The sequence below is a fragment of the Scandinavium sp. genome (genome assembly GCF_036271055.1).
GTDB lineage: Bacteria > Pseudomonadota > Gammaproteobacteria > Enterobacterales > Enterobacteriaceae > Scandinavium.
This window is the reverse complement of the sequence record NZ_DATBBJ010000087.1, coordinates 1-15973: the sequence shown is the minus strand read 5'-3', so window position 1 is coordinate 15973 and position 15973 is coordinate 1. Positions and strand designations below refer to the sequence as shown.

Annotated in this window: 15 protein-coding genes, 1 pseudogene and 1 riboswitch; of the genes and pseudogenes, 10 read left to right on the top strand and 6 right to left on the bottom strand. The window is 52.1% G+C overall.

The features are described from left to right. Positions 1 to 106: 106 nt before the first annotated feature. Entirely contained in the window at positions 107 to 454 is a 348-nt protein-coding gene (locus VH187_RS19040) for a RidA family protein (RefSeq protein ID WP_329703020.1), read from the top strand. A gap of 8 nt (positions 455 to 462) precedes the next feature. Here VH187_RS19040 and VH187_RS19035 read toward each other — a convergent pair whose 3' ends face one another. After that, positions 463 to 645: a YoaH family protein gene (locus VH187_RS19035; RefSeq protein WP_329703019.1), complete on the bottom strand. Its 183-nt coding sequence runs from the start codon at positions 643 to 645 to the stop codon at positions 463 to 465. 86 nt (positions 646 to 731) lie between these two features. Between VH187_RS19035 and pabB the strand changes: the two genes are divergently transcribed. The 4 genes from pabB to VH187_RS19015 all read left to right on the top strand — a co-directional run bounded on the left by pabB (position 732) and on the right by VH187_RS19015 (position 5928). Further along, positions 732 to 2087, top strand: a complete 1356-nt coding sequence (gene pabB / locus VH187_RS19030; protein ID WP_329703018.1) for an aminodeoxychorismate synthase component 1 — start codon at positions 732 to 734, stop codon at positions 2085 to 2087. A gap of 3 nt (positions 2088 to 2090) precedes the next feature. Beyond that, positions 2091 to 2669, top strand: coding sequence for a CoA pyrophosphatase (locus VH187_RS19025; RefSeq protein WP_329703017.1), 579 nt, complete (start codon positions 2091 to 2093; stop codon positions 2667 to 2669). A gap of 175 nt (positions 2670 to 2844) precedes the next feature. After that, complete coding sequence (gene sdaA / locus VH187_RS19020) at positions 2845 to 4209, top strand: L-serine ammonia-lyase (protein ID WP_329703016.1); 1365 nt, start codon at positions 2845 to 2847, stop codon at positions 4207 to 4209. 126 nt (positions 4210 to 4335) lie between these two features. Then, positions 4336 to 5928, top strand: a complete 1593-nt coding sequence (locus tag VH187_RS19015; RefSeq protein ID WP_329703015.1) for an EAL domain-containing protein — start codon at positions 4336 to 4338, stop codon at positions 5926 to 5928. Between the two features lie 4 nt (positions 5929 to 5932). Here VH187_RS19015 and yoaE read toward each other — a convergent pair whose 3' ends face one another. Continuing rightward, positions 5933 to 7492 carry a CNNM family cation transport protein YoaE gene (gene yoaE, locus VH187_RS19010; protein ID WP_329703014.1) on the bottom strand — a complete coding sequence of 520 codons (1560 nt, stop codon included), beginning with the start codon at positions 7490 to 7492 and terminating at the stop codon, positions 5933 to 5935. Between the two features lie 442 nt (positions 7493 to 7934). Here yoaE and manX point away from each other — a divergent pair, with 442 nt between their 5' ends. The 5 genes from manX (at position 7935) to mntP (ending at position 12110) form a co-directional block, all read left to right on the top strand. Continuing rightward, a complete protein-coding gene (gene manX / locus VH187_RS19005; RefSeq protein WP_329703013.1) occupies positions 7935 to 8903 on the top strand; it encodes a PTS mannose transporter subunit IIAB in 969 nt (322 codons plus the stop codon). 59 nt (positions 8904 to 8962) lie between these two features. Next, the gene (locus VH187_RS19000; RefSeq protein ID WP_329703012.1) at positions 8963 to 9760 is read left to right on the top strand and encodes a PTS mannose/fructose/sorbose transporter subunit IIC; all 798 of its coding nucleotides are present in this window, start codon (positions 8963 to 8965) and stop codon (positions 9758 to 9760) included. A gap of 12 nt (positions 9761 to 9772) precedes the next feature. Then, positions 9773 to 10624: a PTS mannose transporter subunit IID gene (locus tag VH187_RS18995; RefSeq protein WP_329703011.1), complete on the top strand. Its 852-nt coding sequence runs from the start codon at positions 9773 to 9775 to the stop codon at positions 10622 to 10624. Positions 10625 to 10685: 61 nt separating this feature from the next. Further along, positions 10686 to 11144 (top strand): DUF986 family protein, encoded by a 459-nt coding sequence (locus VH187_RS18990; protein ID WP_329703010.1) that lies wholly within the window; start codon positions 10686 to 10688, stop codon positions 11142 to 11144. Between the two features lie 198 nt (positions 11145 to 11342). Continuing rightward, positions 11343 to 11443: riboswitch (yybP-ykoY riboswitch) on the top strand. Positions 11444 to 11543: 100 nt separating this feature from the next. Then, entirely contained in the window at positions 11544 to 12110 is a 567-nt protein-coding gene (gene mntP, locus VH187_RS18985; protein ID WP_329703009.1) for a manganese efflux pump MntP, read from the top strand. Here mntP and rlmA read toward each other — a convergent pair. From rlmA to VH187_RS18965, 4 genes and pseudogenes are all read right to left on the bottom strand, one after another. Continuing rightward, a complete protein-coding gene (gene rlmA, locus VH187_RS18980; protein WP_329703008.1) occupies positions 12107 to 12901 on the bottom strand; it encodes a 23S rRNA (guanine(745)-N(1))-methyltransferase in 795 nt (264 codons plus the stop codon). The two genes, mntP and rlmA, sit on opposite strands and share 4 nt — an antisense overlap. Before the next feature lie 62 nt (positions 12902 to 12963). Next, positions 12964 to 14697, bottom strand: a complete 1734-nt coding sequence (gene ftsI, locus VH187_RS18975; RefSeq protein ID WP_329703007.1) for a peptidoglycan glycosyltransferase FtsI — start codon at positions 14695 to 14697, stop codon at positions 12964 to 12966. 203 nt (positions 14698 to 14900) lie between these two features. Further along, entirely contained in the window at positions 14901 to 15110 is a 210-nt protein-coding gene (gene cspE / locus VH187_RS18970) for a transcription antiterminator/RNA stability regulator CspE (protein WP_001062678.1), read from the bottom strand. A gap of 12 nt (positions 15111 to 15122) precedes the next feature. Continuing rightward, a pseudogene (locus tag VH187_RS18965) lies at positions 15123 to 15267 on the bottom strand (DUF2627 domain-containing protein). Positions 15268 to 15973: the final 706 nt, after the last annotated feature.

Genomic DNA, 15973 nt, shown 5'->3' with positions numbered 1-15973 from the left:
TAATTATGTCAGTGCGTGGGACGTTGTACCAGCCAAAGTAATGACGTGCCGCCGACAATGTGGCACTCTGGCGGCGTTTACAGGAAACTCAAAGAAGGAAACCGAGATGACTATCGTCCGTATTGATGCCGAAGCCCGCTGGTCTGACGTGGTAATTCACAACCAGACAATCTATTACACTGGTGTGCCGGAAAATTTGGATGCCGACGCGTTCGAGCAAACCGCCAACACCCTGGCGCAGATTGATTCGATTCTGGAAAAACAGGGCAGCGATAAATCATGCATTCTCGATGCCACGATTTTCCTCGCCGATAAAGCGGATTTTGCCGCGATGAATAAAGCCTGGGATGCATGGGTGGTTGCCGGACATGCTCCGGTGCGTTGCACCGTGCAGGCCGGACTGATGAAGCCGCAGTATAAAGTTGAGATTAAAATCGTCGCTGCTGTTAAGTAACGAACACGTTACTCTTCGTCTTCATCTTCAAAGCGCGCCACTATCCGCTCGCCGGTATGGTTGGCGCGCAGCTCTTGCGCTACCAGCGTGATGGCTTCCCCGCTGCTCATGCCTTGCGTCATCAATTCCTGGATACGCTCGACCGCTTTTTGCTGCTGATCGTGGCTCAGTGAAGGTAAACCTGCAAACATGGTGAACTCCTGCTACATTGTGGGCGCTTATTATTTCATGCTGCCTGCACATTAGCCAGCGGGCGGCGTCAGATGGATTGAGGTCGATGTTGTCCCCTGCTGTGATTACGCTGCCCTGGCGTGCCGACGCCGCTGAACACTATTTTACTCCCCTCTCCGCCTTGCCCTGGGCGATGTTACTGCACTCCGGTTTCGCCGATCATGCGCATAATCGTTTTGATATTGCGGTGGCTGACCCGGTGATTACACTGGAAACGAGGGGGGAAACGACGCGAATCTCCCGCGCTGATGATGATTTCGACTCACCTGCCGATCCACTGTCGCTATTGAAACAGGCGCTGGATGCATGTGAGCTTTCTGCTACCACAAACCCGGACCTGCCCTTTCAGGGCGGCGCTTTGGGCCTCTTTGGGTACGATCTGGGGCGTCGATTTGAGTCACTGCCGGAACGCGCCGAGGCTGATCTTGATGTGCCTGATATGGCAGTGGGTATTTACCGCTGGGCGTTGATTGTTGATCACCAGTTGCAGCGCGTCTCGCTGTTGTGCCATGACAACCCGCAGCAGCGTTTAGCCTGGCTGGAAGCACAGCACGCCACGCCGACGAAACCCTTCACCCTGACGTCGCCGTGGCGTTCGAATATGACGTGCGAAGAATACGGCGAGAAGTTTCGCCAGGTTCAGGCTTACCTGCAAAGCGGTGATTGCTATCAGGTCAATCTGGCGCAGCGTTTTCAGGCCCACTATTCCGGCGACGAGTGGCAGGCATTTTGTCAGTTGAACCAGGCTAACCGTGCGCCGTTCAGCGCGTTTATACGTCTTGAAGAAAGTGCGGTGCTGAGCTTGTCACCGGAGCGCTTTATCCAGCTTGAAGGCCAGCACATCCAAACGCGCCCGATTAAAGGCACGCTTCCTCGTCTGGCAGACGCTGAACTGGATACACAGCAGGCCGAGAAACTTCGCACTTCGCCAAAAGACCGAGCGGAAAATCTGATGATTGTCGATTTGATGCGCAATGACATTGGCCGCGTGGCTGTGCCAGGTAGTGTTCGCGTACCTGAGCTGTTTGTGGTTGAGCCTTTCCCGGCAGTGCATCATTTAGTGAGTACCATTACCGCTGAACTGCCAACGACACTTCATGCCACCGATTTACTACGCGCCGCGTTTCCTGGCGGGTCGATAACTGGCGCACCTAAAGTCCGCGCGATGGAAATCATCGACGAACTCGAACCTCACCGACGTAATGCCTGGTGTGGCAGCATTGGCTATATCAGTCTGTGTGGCAATATGGATACCAGCATTACCATTCGCACTCTGACAGCAACTCACGGAAAAATCGTCTGTTCCGCTGGCGGTGGTGTGGTCGCCGACAGCAACGAGCAGGCTGAATATCAGGAAACCTTTGATAAAGTGAACCGTATCCTGCAACAACTGGAGCGTTAATCGATGTCGCACCCGGACTTCAAACTCAATGAGTTTATCTCTCGCTTTCAGCTGCTGCGCCCGCAGCCCACGCGAGCGACGCTGAATCAGCGACAAGCGGCGGTGCTGATCCCGATTGTGCGCCGTGAAGAGCCGGGTTTACTGCTGACTCAACGATCGTCCCGCATGCGGAAACATGCCGGTCAGGTGGCTTTCCCTGGCGGTGCCGTGGACAGCAGTGATGCGTCGCTTATCGCCGCCGCGCTGCGTGAAGCACAAGAAGAGGTGGCGATCCCGCCATCATGTGTTGAAATTTTAGGGGTATTGCCGCCCGTCGACAGCGTCACTGGTTTTCAGGTCACCCCCGTCGTGGGTATTATTCCCCCCGACCTGCACTATCACGCCAGCGAAGATGAAGTGGCAGCGGTGTTTGAAATGCCGCTGGCAGAAGCCTTACGTCTTGGCCGTTATCACCCTATTGACATCCACCGTCGCGACAACTCGCACCGCGTGTGGCTCTCCTGGTATCAGCATTATTTTGTCTGGGGAATGACCGCAGGCATTATTCGTGAGCTGGCCTTACAAATCGGGGTTAAACCTTAGCTATACTATGGATTACAGGCTTCTGTATTTCACTTCACGCTATTAGTTAAATCGAAGTGAGACATTAGTTTAATTCATGTGAATAGTTAAGCTGCCTCCAGTGTTCCCTCTTACACTATGCGCAGTTTTAACATCGTTATCGGAACTTTCCGGTAACCCTGTCAGGAGTGTTAGCGTGATTAGTATATTCGACATGTTCAAGGTGGGGATTGGTCCCTCTTCCTCCCACACTGTAGGCCCGATGAAGGCCGGCAAGCAGTTCGTCGATGATCTGGTCGAAAAGGGACTGATCGATGATGTGACCCGCGTTGCGGTTGACGTTTACGGTTCACTGTCATTAACCGGTAAGGGCCACCATACCGATATCGCCATTATCATGGGTCTGGCGGGCAACCTGCCTGCGACCGTCGATATTGACGCGATCCCGGCGTTTATTCGCGACGTAGAAACCCGTGGGCGTTTGCTACTGGCGAACGGTCGCCGTGAAGTCGATTTCCCGCTGGACGACGGCATGCGTTTTCGTAGCGACAATTTGTCCCTGCATGAAAACGGTATGACGATCCATGCGTTTGCGGGCGAGAGCGTCATTTACAGCAAAACCTATTACTCTATCGGCGGTGGCTTTATCGTCGATGAAGAGCATTTCGGCCAGGATATGAGCGGCGACGTGATCGTGCCTTACCCGTTCAAGTCGGCGCAAGAAATGCTCGGCTACTGCAAAGAAACCGGCCTGTCACTTTCCGGCATGGTAATGCAGAACGAATTAGCGCTGCACAGCAAAAATGAGATTGAAGACTATTTTGCCGATGTGTGGCAAACCATGCGTGCGTGTATCGATCGCGGGATGAACACCGAAGGCGTGCTGCCGGGGCCGTTGCGCGTGCCGCGTCGTGCCGCGCCGCTGCGTCGTATGCTGGTCAGCCAGGATAAAACCAACAGTGACCCGATGACGGTCGTTGATTGGGTCAACATGTTTGCGCTGGCGGTGAATGAAGAAAATGCGGCCGGTGGCCGTGTTGTGACCGCCCCGACCAACGGCGCGTGCGGCATAGTCCCTGCGGTACTGGCGTATTACGATCACTTTATCGAACCGGTTAGCCCCGAAAGCTACATCCGTTACTTCCTGGCATCCGGGGCTATCGGTGCGCTGTACAAGATGAATGCTTCTATTTCGGGTGCCGAAGTTGGCTGTCAGGGCGAAGTGGGCGTGGCCTGTTCAATGGCGGCGGCGGGTCTTGCCGAACTGCTGGGCGCAAGCCCTGAACAAGTCTGCGTGGCGGCTGAAATCGGGATGGAACATAACCTCGGTCTGACGTGCGACCCGGTTGCCGGTCAGGTGCAGGTGCCGTGTATTGAGCGTAACGCCATTGCCTCGGTGAAAGCGATCAACTCTGCCCGTATGGCAATGCGCCGGACCAGCGAGCCACGGGTGTCGCTCGATAAAGTCATTGAGACCATGTATGAGACCGGCAAAGACATGAACGCCAAATATCGAGAAACCTCGCGAGGCGGTTTAGCCATCAAAGTCCAGTGTGATTAATCCTCTCGCCCATCTCCTACAGATGGGCGATTTTTTTGGGTTCTTCCCGCATTTTATGAGCAGAGCACTACACTTGCTCTGTTGACGCTGACAATATTGTTGGCGATAGCCGAGCGAGCATCAGTCATGCAAACAGCCCAAAACCTGATAAAGGGATACCGCCGTAAGCGGATCATCGTCTGTCTGATGGTCGCTGTTGTTGCTTTGCTCCTGACCTTTGGCCTGCGATTTATTTCGCAGCGCGACTTAAATCAGCAACGCATTGATGCCTATGCGCGCCACGCAGTAGAAAGCCTCGATAAAATTTTGATCCCCGTTGCCGGAAAACGCCATGAGCTGGAGAGACTGGTCGGCCAACCTTGTGAAAGCGTGCATTTGCCCATTCGCAAACAAGCCGCAGCCCTGCAAACATTGCGCTCTATCGCTCTGGTAAAATCAGGCATCCTCTATTGTTCCAGCGTTTTTGGTGATCGGGATGTGGTATTGCATCAGCGTCAGCCGTCGTTACCCGATGCGCATTCGAAACTCCTGCTCACGACCGACGAGTCACTGCTGAAAGGCTCTCCCATTCTGATTCAGTGGTATCCCGCTTCGCCGGATGGTGAAGACGGCGTGATGCTGACCATCAACATTCATTTGCTGAGCGCTTTGCTGCTTGAGCCGCAGCGCCCTGCTATTCAGCGCGTGATTGTCTCGGTCGGCAACAAGTACTACAGCGAATCCCAGGGTATCAGCGACAGTCTGCAACTCGCCGATGACGAAGACGTTGTTACCCGTCAGTCGGATCTTTTTCCTTTCAGTATCAGCGTAACCACGCCGGGTGCCTCAATGCTGGCGCTCAGGGATCTGCCCTCACAGGCACCACTGGCGGTGATCCTGACGCTGTTACTCAGCGCCGTCGCATGGATTGCCACCGCCGGGCGTCTGAGTTTTACGCGCGAAATTACGCTCGGTATGGCGCGCCGTGAGTTTGAACTCTATTGCCAGCCGCAGCTCAACACCCGCTCTCAGCAATGTACCGGCGTCGAAATTTTATTGCGCTGGAACAATCCGCGATTGGGGTGGATTTCACCAGAGGTGTTCATTCCGGTCGCTGAACGGGAAAATCTTATCGCGCCGCTGACTCGTTACGTCATTGCCGAAACGATAAGGCAGATTGGTTACTTCCCTGCGAGTCCTCAGTTTCATATCAGTATTAACGTCGCCTCCAGCCATTTTTTACAAGGCGCATTGCTACGGGATGTGAATCAGTATTGGTTTTCCGCGCGTCCACAGCAGCAACTGGTGCTGGAAATAACCGAGCGCGACAACTTGCAAGGCGTGGATTATCGGCTGGTGAGAGAGTTACATCGTAAAGGCGTTCGGCTGGCGATTGATGATTTCGGTACAGGGAACAGCGCGTTGTCGTGGCTCGAACAACTACGCCCTGACATTCTGAAAATCGACAAATCCTTTACCAACGCTATCGGAACCGATGCAGTTAACTCGACGGTAACGGACATTATCATTGCTCTTGGCCAGCGTCTGAACATTGAACTGGTGGCAGAAGGTGTAGAAACGCCGCAGCAGGCGCATTACCTGCGTCGCCACGGCGTGCATATTTTACAAGGATTTTTATACGCAAAACCAATGCCACTGGCCGATTTCCCGCGCTGGCTGGCGGGTGGAAGCCCGCCGCCGAAAGAGCATAACGGGCATGTACTGCCCGTTATTCTGTGAGGGATTACACTTCTTCGTCGTGCACCGAAGGTTGTTTCACGACCCGAATCAGGTCGACGCGATAAGCATTGGCTTCGACGATGGTTATCTCCAGCGGAGGAAGATGCAGAACATCACCCACACTTGGGATGTGACCGTTAACGGCAATCACCAGCCCCGCAACCGTGGCAATATCATCATCCTCTTTTAACAGATGATCTAACCCCAGCGCCTGTTGCAGCGCATGTAAGTCAGTACCGCCTTTCACCAGCCAGCCTTCACCGTCGGCGACAATCTCCGGCGTTTCATCCGCATCAGGGAATTCACCAGCAATCGCTTCCAGCACGTCCAGCGGTGTCACCAACCCTTGCACCATTCCGAACTCGTCGGTCACGATGACAAAGCTGCCACGGGCGCGACGCAGCACGCCCAGAAGCTTGATCGGGTCCAAGGTTTCAGGCACCACAATCGCAGGTGTGGCCGATGCCATTGCGGCCACATCTTCACCCGTTTCGAGCGCCATCAGCATCTCTTTGGCACGTACGATACCGATGATTTCATCCAGTTCACCACGACAAACAGGGAACAGGCTGTGCGGCGATGACAATAACTGCTGGCGAATTTCATCCACGCTGAGATTCACATCGACCCAGCTTATTTCACCGCGAGGAGTCATGATGCTGCGCAGTGAACGCGATGCCAGGGTCAATACTCCGTTGATCATGTAGCGTTCTTCATCCGCAAACGCCCCTTCCGGCACAGGAACTGCAACCGGATTTTCTGCATCGTGCTGAACCACGTGCTGTTTGCGACCGCCCATCAGACGCAGGATCGCATCAGCAGTGCGCGCACGCAGCGGCACATTCGACTGGTGACGGATGAAGTTGCGACGAGCAATCTGGTTAAACAGCTCGATAATGATCGAGAAACCAATCGCGGCGTACAGGTAGCCTTTCGGAATATGGAAGCCAAACCCTTCTGCGACGAGGCTCAGGCCAATCATCAGCAGGAAGCTCAAACACAGCACCACCACCGTCGGATGCTGGTTGACGAAGTTGGTCAGCGGTTTCGACGCCAGTAACATCACCGCCATCGCGATAACCACCGCCGCCATCATCACCGGCAAATGGTTCACCATGCCGACCGCCGTTATCACCGCATCCAGCGAGAACACGGCATCCAGCACCACAATTTGCGCCACGACAACCCAGAAACTGGCATAACCCTTCCCATGTCCTTCATCGTGCTGGCGGTTTTCCAGCCGTTCGTGAAGTTCGGTTGTCGCCTTGAACAACAGGAATATCCCCCCCAGCAGCATGATCAAATCACGGCCTGAGAACGAGTAGTCCCAGACGCTGAACAGCGGCTGTGTCAGGGTGACCATCCACGAAATAACCGACAGCAGTCCCAGGCGCATAAACAAGGCCAGCGACAGGCCAATCAGGCGCGCTTTATCACGCTGCTTTGGCGGCAGTTTATCGGCCAGGATCGCGATAAAGACCAGGTTATCAATGCCAAGAACAATCTCGAGCACAACCAGCGTGAGCAGGCCGACCCAGATTGAAGGATCCATTAAGAGTTCCATGCGCAACTCCTGCAAACGGTGTCGTTTGTCATCGCCATGTCAAAGATGGGCGTGACACTCTCGGGGCGGTAAAAAAGTGGGGAAAAGGTGGCAGCAAAGTGCCAGGGGGTGAACTGACGTCGGTGACGGTCCATACTTCGGGCTATGCCCTATACTCCTGTGTTATTAAACGGATACCAAACATATCAGAGAGAAAAGGGATCTGGAAAAATATTTACGTCTCTTTGCACTTTTTTGTCGATTTTTTGCGCCTCAAAATTATTGATCCCGGATGAGTAAATTACGGATCTTCATCACATTAATTATTTTTTCACTATCTAAAATAATTCCCGGATGTAACCCGTTCTTTAACTCTAACCCCTATCTGAATCGATTCGCTTACAGCTTACGGTTCATCATGCGCCAGATGTTTTGTCGCAACGATAATAAAAGGAGGTAGCAAGTGACGATTGCTATTGTAATAGGCACACATGGTTGGGCTGCAGAACAGCTGCTGAAAACAGCTGAGATGCTGTTGGGCGAGCAAGAAAACGTCGGCTGGATCGATTTCGTGCCTGGCGAAAACGCAGAAACACTCATCGAGAAGTACAACGCACAGCTCGAAAAATTGGACACCAGTAAGGGTGTGCTATTTCTCGTCGATACATGGGGTGGTAGCCCGTTCAACGCTGCCAGTCGCATTGTCGTCGATAAAGAGCATTACGAAGTCATCGCTGGGGTCAACATTCCAATGCTGGTCGAAACGCTGATGGCACGCGATGACAACCCAAGCTTTGACGAGCTGGTGTCTGTCGCTGTCGAAACCGGACGTGAAGGCGTGAAAGCGCTGAAAGCAAAACCGGTTGAAAAAGCGGCTCCGGCTGTGGTCGCTGCTGCGCCAAAAGCAAATGTTCCCGCGAAACCAATGGGTCCGAATGACTATATGATCATCGGCCTTGCGCGTATCGATGACCGTCTGATTCACGGTCAGGTCGCCACCCGCTGGACGAAAGAGACAAACGTGACCCGCATCATCGTCGTCAGTGACGAAGTTGCTGCGGATACCGTACGTAAAACGCTGCTGACGCAGGTTGCGCCTCCGGGTGTGACCGCGCATGTGGTTGATGTCGCGAAAATGATCCGCGTTTACAACAACCCACAATATGCGGGCGACCGTGTCATGCTGCTGTTTACCAATCCGACTGATGTGGAGCGTATCGTTGAGCAAGGCGTGAAAATCACCACCGTTAACATTGGTGGCATGGCATTCCGTCAGGGCAAAACACAGGTCAACAACGCGATTTCAGTTGATGAAAAAGATATCGAAGCTTTCAACAAGCTGAATGCACGCGGTATTGAACTGGAAGCACGTAAAGTGTCTACCGACCAGAGACTGAAAATGATGGATTTGATCAGCAAGGTCGGCAAATAAACCTGCCCTGCTCGTTACTGAATTTTCATACTTAAGGCTTACGTTATAGGAGAAGTACAATGGAGATTACCACTCTTCAGATTGTGCTGGTGTTCGTCGTTGCGTGTATTGCGGGTATGGAATCCGTACTCGATGAATTTCAGTTCCACCGTCCGCTGGTGGCTTGTACCCTGATTGGTGCAGTCCTCGGCGACATGAAAACCGGTATTATCATCGGTGGTACGCTGGAAATGATCGCCCTGGGCTGGATGAACATCGGTGCAGCAGTTGCACCTGATGCAGCGCTGGCATCCATCATTTCTACCGTACTGGTCATTGCAGGCCACCAAAGCATCGGTGCCGGTATTGCACTGGCAATCCCACTGGCGGCAGCAGGCCAGGTTCTGACCATTATCGTTCGTACCATCACCGTTGCCTTCCAGCACGCGGCAGATAAGGCGGCGAATAACGGCAACCTGACGGCGCTGTCCTGGCTTCACGTCTCTTCCCTGTTCCTGCAAGCAATGCGTATCGCTATCCCTGCGGTGATCGTTGCTATTTCTGTGGGCACCAGTGAAGTACAGAGCATGCTGAATGCAATTCCTGAAGTGGTAACCGGTGGTCTGAACATCGCGGGTGGCATGATCGTGGTGGTCGGTTACGCAATGGTCATCAACATGATGCGTGCAGGCTACCTGATGCCGTTCTTCTACCTCGGTTTCGTGACCGCTGCATTCACCAACTTCAACCTGGTTGCGCTGGGTGTGATTGGTGCAGTTATGGCAATTCTGTATATCCAGTTGAGCCCTAAATACAATCGTGTTGCAGGTGGCCACGCACAGGCTGCTAACAACGATCTCGATAACCAACTGGACTAACAGGTGAGCGAAATGGTTGATATCACAAAAGCGACTCCAGAGAAAAAACTCACTCAGAGCGACATCCGTGCCGTATTCCTGCGTTCTAACCTGTTCCAGGGTTCATGGAACTTCGAACGTATGCAGGCGCTGGGCTTCTGCTTCTCCATGGTGCCGGCAATTCGTCGTCTGTACCCGGAAAACAACGATGCGCGTCGTCAGGCGATTAAACGTCACCTGGAATTCTTTAACACCCATCCATATGTAGCTGCACCGGTTCTTGGTGTAACACTGGCGATGGAAGAGCAGCGTGCTAACGGCGCAGAGATCGACGATGGTGCCATCAACGGTATCAAAGTGGGTCTGATGGGTCCGCTGGCAGGCGTTGGTGACCCAATCTTCTGGGGTACTGTTCGTCCGGTATTTGCGGCACTGGGTGCCGGTATCGCGATGAGCGGCAGCCTGCTTGGTCCTCTGCTGTTCTTCATCCTGTTCAATGCCGTGCGTCTGGCGGTGCGTTACTACGGTGTGGCTTACGGCTACCGTAAAGGCGTGGACATCGTTCAGGATATGGGTGGTGGCTTCCTGCAGAAACTGACAGAGGGGGCGTCAATCCTCGGCCTGTTTGTCATGGGGGCATTGGTTAACAAGTGGACGCACGTGAACATCCCACTGGTGGTGTCGAAAATCACCGGTTCTGATGGCCAGGTTCACGTGACCACTGTACAAACCATTCTCGACCAGCTGATGCCGGGTCTGGTTCCGCTGTTGCTGACCTTCGGTTGTATGTGGCTGCTGCGCAACAAAGTAAACCCACTGTGGATTATCATTGGCTTCTTCGTCATTGGTATCGCCGGTTATGCGGTTGGCCTGTTGGGTCTGTAATTGTTCGATGATTAAGTAATACGCCGGGGGCTTGCCCCCGGTTTTTATTTCTGGAGGTTTAATGGTTATCACGGATTGGGTGTTGGTGCTGTTTATCGTGGCACTGCTGGCCTTTGCTATTTATGACCAATTCATCATGCCGCGCCTGAATGGCCCCGTGCTGCTCGCAATCCCCCTGCTCCGCCGTGGACGTATCGATGGGGCAATCTTTGTCGGCCTGGTGGCAATTCTTATCTATCAAAACGTTAATGCCAACGGCCAATTAATAACCACATGGTTATTATGTGCGCTGGCGTTAATGGGCTTATATCTGTTCTGGATCCGCACGCCAAAAATTATTTTTAAACAACAGGGCTTCTTCTTCGCCAACGTGTGGATTGCCTATCCCCGAATTAAAGAGATGAATTTATCTGAGGACGGCGTGCTGGTGATGCAATTAGAACATCGACGTCTACTGGTGCGTGTGCGAAATATCGACGACCTGGAGCGCATCTACAAACTTCTCTCAACGACTCAATGAGTTATGAATATAGCACGTGCTATATATGAAGTTAATTTGCACAATTCACTTTATAGCACTGGCTATATTTCCTCAGATTGTTCCTCATATTTATTAACGTTTTTATTACGCTTTCATTTAAATGAAAATCGTTATCAATTAGTCATTGATATAATGGCTTTTTGTTATTGTTTTATTTTCTCAACTTATGTTAAGGTTGCGCCCGTCGTTGGGGAGTAGCCGATTTCCATTCCCGGAAATGTACGTGTCAACATACTCGTTGCAAAACGTGGCACGTACGGTTCATCAGCATGATGAGCAGGCGAGACCATAGACATATCACTGCTATACGCCATAGATGGTGTATGTTTACTGGGGGCAGCGGTATGTCATATGGAAATTCCCCGGTCAGGACAAGCGATGAATCTCTCAGCCACTATCCTACTTGCCTTTGGTATGTCGATGGACGCATTTGCCGTCTCGATAAGCAAAGGGGCTTCTCTACATAAACCCAAGTTCTCCGAAGCGTTACGTACAGGCCTCATATTCGGCTGCGTCGAAGCGATCACCCCGCTCCTCGGCTGGGGCCTTGGCATGCTTGCCAGCCAGTTCGTGCTGGAATGGAACCACTGGATTGCTTTCGTGCTGCTGGTTTTCCTTGGCGGACGTATGCTGATTGAAGGCTGGCGTGGGAATGAAGAAGGCGAAGAACAAGCCCCTACCCGCCACGGTTTCTGGCTGCTGGTCACCACGGCTATTGCCACCAGCCTTGATGCGATGGCCGTCGGTGTGGGTCTCGCTTTCTTACAGGTCAATATTGTTTACACCGCACTGGCCATTGGCTGCGCAACGCTTGTGATGACCACCATAGGCATGATGGTTGGACGCTTTATCGGTCCATTATTGGGCAAACGCGCCGAGATCCTCGGCGGTCTTGTGCTGATAGGAATTGGCGTACAGATCCTCTGGAGCCACTTCGCCGGTTAAACTTTCCGCTGCCAGACCTGAATCAGGAAATCGGTCTGGCAGTCAAAATGTTCAAGCCCCGCCAGTTTTTCCCATACTTCCGGTTTAGCGCGCCAGGCAAATGGCGTCATTTGCAGCAACGCGACAGCTTCCCCGCCCGTTAATGTCATCGGATAAGCCAGCTGACGCTGTTCAATCTTTCCGAATCCAGGCAATTCTTCGCTGTTTTCATCGTGCAGGCGAATTTCATCGTAAATCAGCCCTTTCAACTCCATCAGATGACGCGGCCCTGGCGTTGCGGTGATCACTAATCCATTCGGTTTAACGACCCTTTCCAGCTCTTGCGGATTGCACGGGGCATAAATTCGCACGATGGCATCCATGCAGGTGTCGCTAAACGGCAAACGCTGGCTAGATGCGACACAAAAATCGACCTGCGGATAACGTTTTGCCCCGTAGCGAACGGCAACTTTTGATACGTCCAGCCCCCATGTGTGCCCGGCAATCTCGGCAAAGGCATGGGTGTAATAACCTTCACCACAGCCGATATCAAGGATATTTTCCGGCACAGAGGGTTTGAGGATTTCGCTAATGGCGTCGCGTAAAGGCTGATAGTGGCCCGCATCTAAAAAAGCGCGACGAGCTTGCATCATTTCCGCACTGTCTCCCGGATCGCGCGAGCGCTTATGCTGCACCGGCAACAGATTAATGTACCCTTCTTTCGCCAGATCGAACTGATGGCGCTGTGGGCAAATATAACTGTTGTTCTGGCGCTCAAGCGGCGCATGACAGAGAGGACAACTCCAGGACATGATGACTCCGGTATCATTGAAAGGGCGAAAGTGTAACGCTATTCGCCCTTCAGGTGAATGAATTACAGAGAGGGTGCGAGTGCGTTATTGTGGTCCATCACGATTAAGTTAGCTGAACCGGGAGCAATACCGTCAGGCATCACATTTTCCAGGCGCAGCACATCACCCATAATTTGACTGAATACAGGCGCAGAAACCGCACCACCGTAGTATTTGCCATTTTCCGGATCGTTGATTACCACCACCAGCGCATACTTTGGATTGCTGGCCGGCGCGACGCCTGCGGTGTAAGCGATGTATTTGTCGATATACTTGCCGTCTGGGCCAATCTTCTTCGCCGTACCGGTTTTTACTGCTACGCGATAGTCATGCACTGCAGCTTTAATTCCGCCACCGCCCGGCAGCGCCACGCTTTCCATCATGTGTTCAACCTGGTGAACAATTTCATCAGACATCACGCGGTGGCCCATTACCGGCGGGTCAATGCGCGTAATCGAGAGCGGGCGCGAAATCCCGAAGCCACCAATAGTGGCATAGACATGCGCCAACTGGAGCGGGGTTACCATCAAGCCATAGCCAAAAGAGAACGTGGCACGGTCAAGCTGTCCCCAAAAACGGCGCTGCGGCATGTAACCCTGGCTCTCGCCTGTTAACCCTAAACCGGTTGGTTCACCAAAACCGAAACCTTTATAGGTATCCAGCAAGTGCTGGATGGGCATAGCGAGTGAAAGATGCGATACACCCGTGTCACTGGATTTCTGCAAAATACCGGTGAGACTCAGTTCAGGATAAAAACCGACGTCACGAATGCGGTGCCCATCAAGCGTATAAGGATGGGTGTCAACCACACTGTCAGGGCGAACAATGCCCTGCTGCAACGCGGTCATAATCACCAGCGGTTTTACGGTCGAACCCGGCTCAAAAGTATCGCTTATCGCACGGTTGCGGAAATCATCCAACGTCGCTTTCTCGCGGTTGTTCGGGTTGAAATCCGGGTAGCTCGCCATCGACAAAATTTCACCGGTATCAATTTTGATAAGGATAGAAGCCCCTGATTCGGCTTTGTTCCAGCGTACCGCGTTATCCAGCGCATCTTCAGTCACGGTCTGGAGTCGTTCATCAATGCTGAGCTGTAGCGTGTGCGCTGGCACCGCCGCATGCTCGGTCAGGTTTTCAATAACATTCCCGTGCCTGTCTTTACGCACCAGTCGTAGCCCTGGCTTACCCTGCAACTGCGCATTAAAGCTTTTTTCAACACCTTCAATGCCCTGATCATCGATATTCGTAAATCCAATCAGGTTGGCCGCAACATGACCCGCAGGGTAAAAGCGGCGCGATTCATCCCGCAGGTTGATGCCGGGAAGATGAAGTTTGTCGATCCAGGCGGCCTGTTGGGGATCCACCTGACGGGCAAGATAAAGAAAGCGTGAATGGGGATGCTGTGTAATACGCCTGGTTAAATCAGTGAGTGAGAGATTCAGTGCTTTCGCAAGCGCCTGCCAACGCGCACCGTATCCAACGCCCCCTTTCGACAGCAACGTTTGCGGATCCACCCAAATAGCGCTGACAGGCACGCTTACCGCCAATGGACGCCCTTCCCTGTCCACAATCATCCCGCGCGGGACTTCAATCGGTTCTTCGCGTAATGAACGCATATCTTCTTGTTTCACCAGATTATCTGGCGAGATTATTTGCAGCCAGCCGACTCGGGCTAACAGCAGGCCCAGACAACAACAAATACCCAAACACACCAGGCCAAAACGGACTGGGGTAAAATGACGGCGATGGTTTTGCACTCCGGCTCCCGGTTATTATTTACAACCTGATGATTTAACGTGAAAAGGGAGTGGGATGAGCGATAAACAATGCTAATAACGATGTGGTTTTGCAACAAAGCGCGACTGAGAGGGCTTGTGGACACATTCTGTCATGAATGTAAAAAGCCCCGCTTATCGCGAGGCTTTATGGCTGATTTCATATGAGATCAGTGGGTTCGTAATCAGATAGCAGTTACGTTAACCGCAGCTGGACCTTTCTGGCCGTCCTGAATTTCGAACTCAACGTTCTGGCCTTCAGCCAGAGTTTTGAAGCCGTTACCCTGAATTGCAGAGAAATGTACGAATACATCTTTGCTGCCGTCTGCAGGAGTAATGAAACCAAAACCTTTAGACTCGTTGAACCACTTAACTTGACCTTTAATCTTTGCCATTTGCAAAATTCCTTAGAGTGTTTTCTTCGCCCGAGGGCACTTACATAGCTAAAACTGAGACATTACTGCATGAGGCACTAATATAAGGTTCGGCAGAGAAGCGGTATTCAACGACAACGTGTTTACTCAGGACTTCTTTACTGAAAATGCCACACATAGACAGAACTGTACCTCGTTTAACCCAAAACGTGTTATCACATACAACGTAAATAATGGCAAGCCATTTTTAAGCATGTCTCGATCGGTCGCACAAATCACTGTCCTAAGTGGTGAGCCTCTGCGCAATTATGCAATCAGGTAACACGGTTGCAGCGGGCCGGCATTCAAGAGGAATGCCTGTTAGCCGGGCTCTGCACGAGTTCCTTACCCTGTCTCAGCCGGTTGGTTTCTGCCAACAGCCCTTCACTGAAACGCCAGATTTTACTGTGGTTAGACTTTTTATTGCATAGTTATGCTACAAATTACCAAAGTCTGACTTATAAAATGCAATCAAAATATAAGTATTAAATATTATTGATGGTGCACCCGAATAATGAAAATTTGATGACAAGGTTTCATCAGCACGCAATAAAAACGTTTCGCTAGCTTTTGGAGTCGGTTGTCAGATGCTGTCGTAAAAGAATTAAAACGTTTCGAGTTGAACGATTAAAAATAGCAAGAAGAGCGTAAGAATAAAGAGGAATAAATCAGCGTAATTCGGTATAGAAGGGCTGGGCAAAAGCGAGACCCTGTAAATAATTCTGTGTAACTGCCACCGTATTAAAGGTGATCGCTCAGGCGGTCACCGAACTCGATAATAAAACGGCTCATCGCCAGCCGCCAGTTCTGGATCGGCATACTCCATTTTTTTGAAGCATCCCTGA

Coding starts and splice junctions, on each gene's coding strand:
- VH187_RS19040 (WP_329703020.1), top strand. CDS start 107: ATGACTATCGTCCGTATTGATGCCGAAGCCCGCTGGTCTGACGTGGTA.
- VH187_RS19035 (WP_329703019.1), bottom strand. CDS start 645: ATGTTTGCAGGTTTACCTTCACTGAGCCACGATCAGCAGCAAAAAGCG.
- pabB (WP_329703018.1), top strand. CDS start 732: ATGTTGTCCCCTGCTGTGATTACGCTGCCCTGGCGTGCCGACGCCGCT.
- VH187_RS19025 (WP_329703017.1), top strand. CDS start 2,091: ATGTCGCACCCGGACTTCAAACTCAATGAGTTTATCTCTCGCTTTCAG.
- VH187_RS19015 (WP_329703015.1), top strand. CDS start 4,336: ATGCAAACAGCCCAAAACCTGATAAAGGGATACCGCCGTAAGCGGATC.
- yoaE (WP_329703014.1), bottom strand. CDS start 7,492: ATGGAACTCTTAATGGATCCTTCAATCTGGGTCGGCCTGCTCACGCTG.
- VH187_RS19000 (WP_329703012.1), top strand. CDS start 8,963: ATGGAGATTACCACTCTTCAGATTGTGCTGGTGTTCGTCGTTGCGTGT.
- VH187_RS18995 (WP_329703011.1), top strand. CDS start 9,773: ATGGTTGATATCACAAAAGCGACTCCAGAGAAAAAACTCACTCAGAGC.
- VH187_RS18990 (WP_329703010.1), top strand. CDS start 10,686: ATGGTTATCACGGATTGGGTGTTGGTGCTGTTTATCGTGGCACTGCTG.
- mntP (WP_329703009.1), top strand. CDS start 11,544: ATGAATCTCTCAGCCACTATCCTACTTGCCTTTGGTATGTCGATGGAC.
- rlmA (WP_329703008.1), bottom strand. CDS start 12,901: ATGTCCTGGAGTTGTCCTCTCTGTCATGCGCCGCTTGAGCGCCAGAAC.
- cspE (WP_001062678.1), bottom strand. CDS start 15,110: ATGGCAAAGATTAAAGGTCAAGTTAAGTGGTTCAACGAGTCTAAAGGT.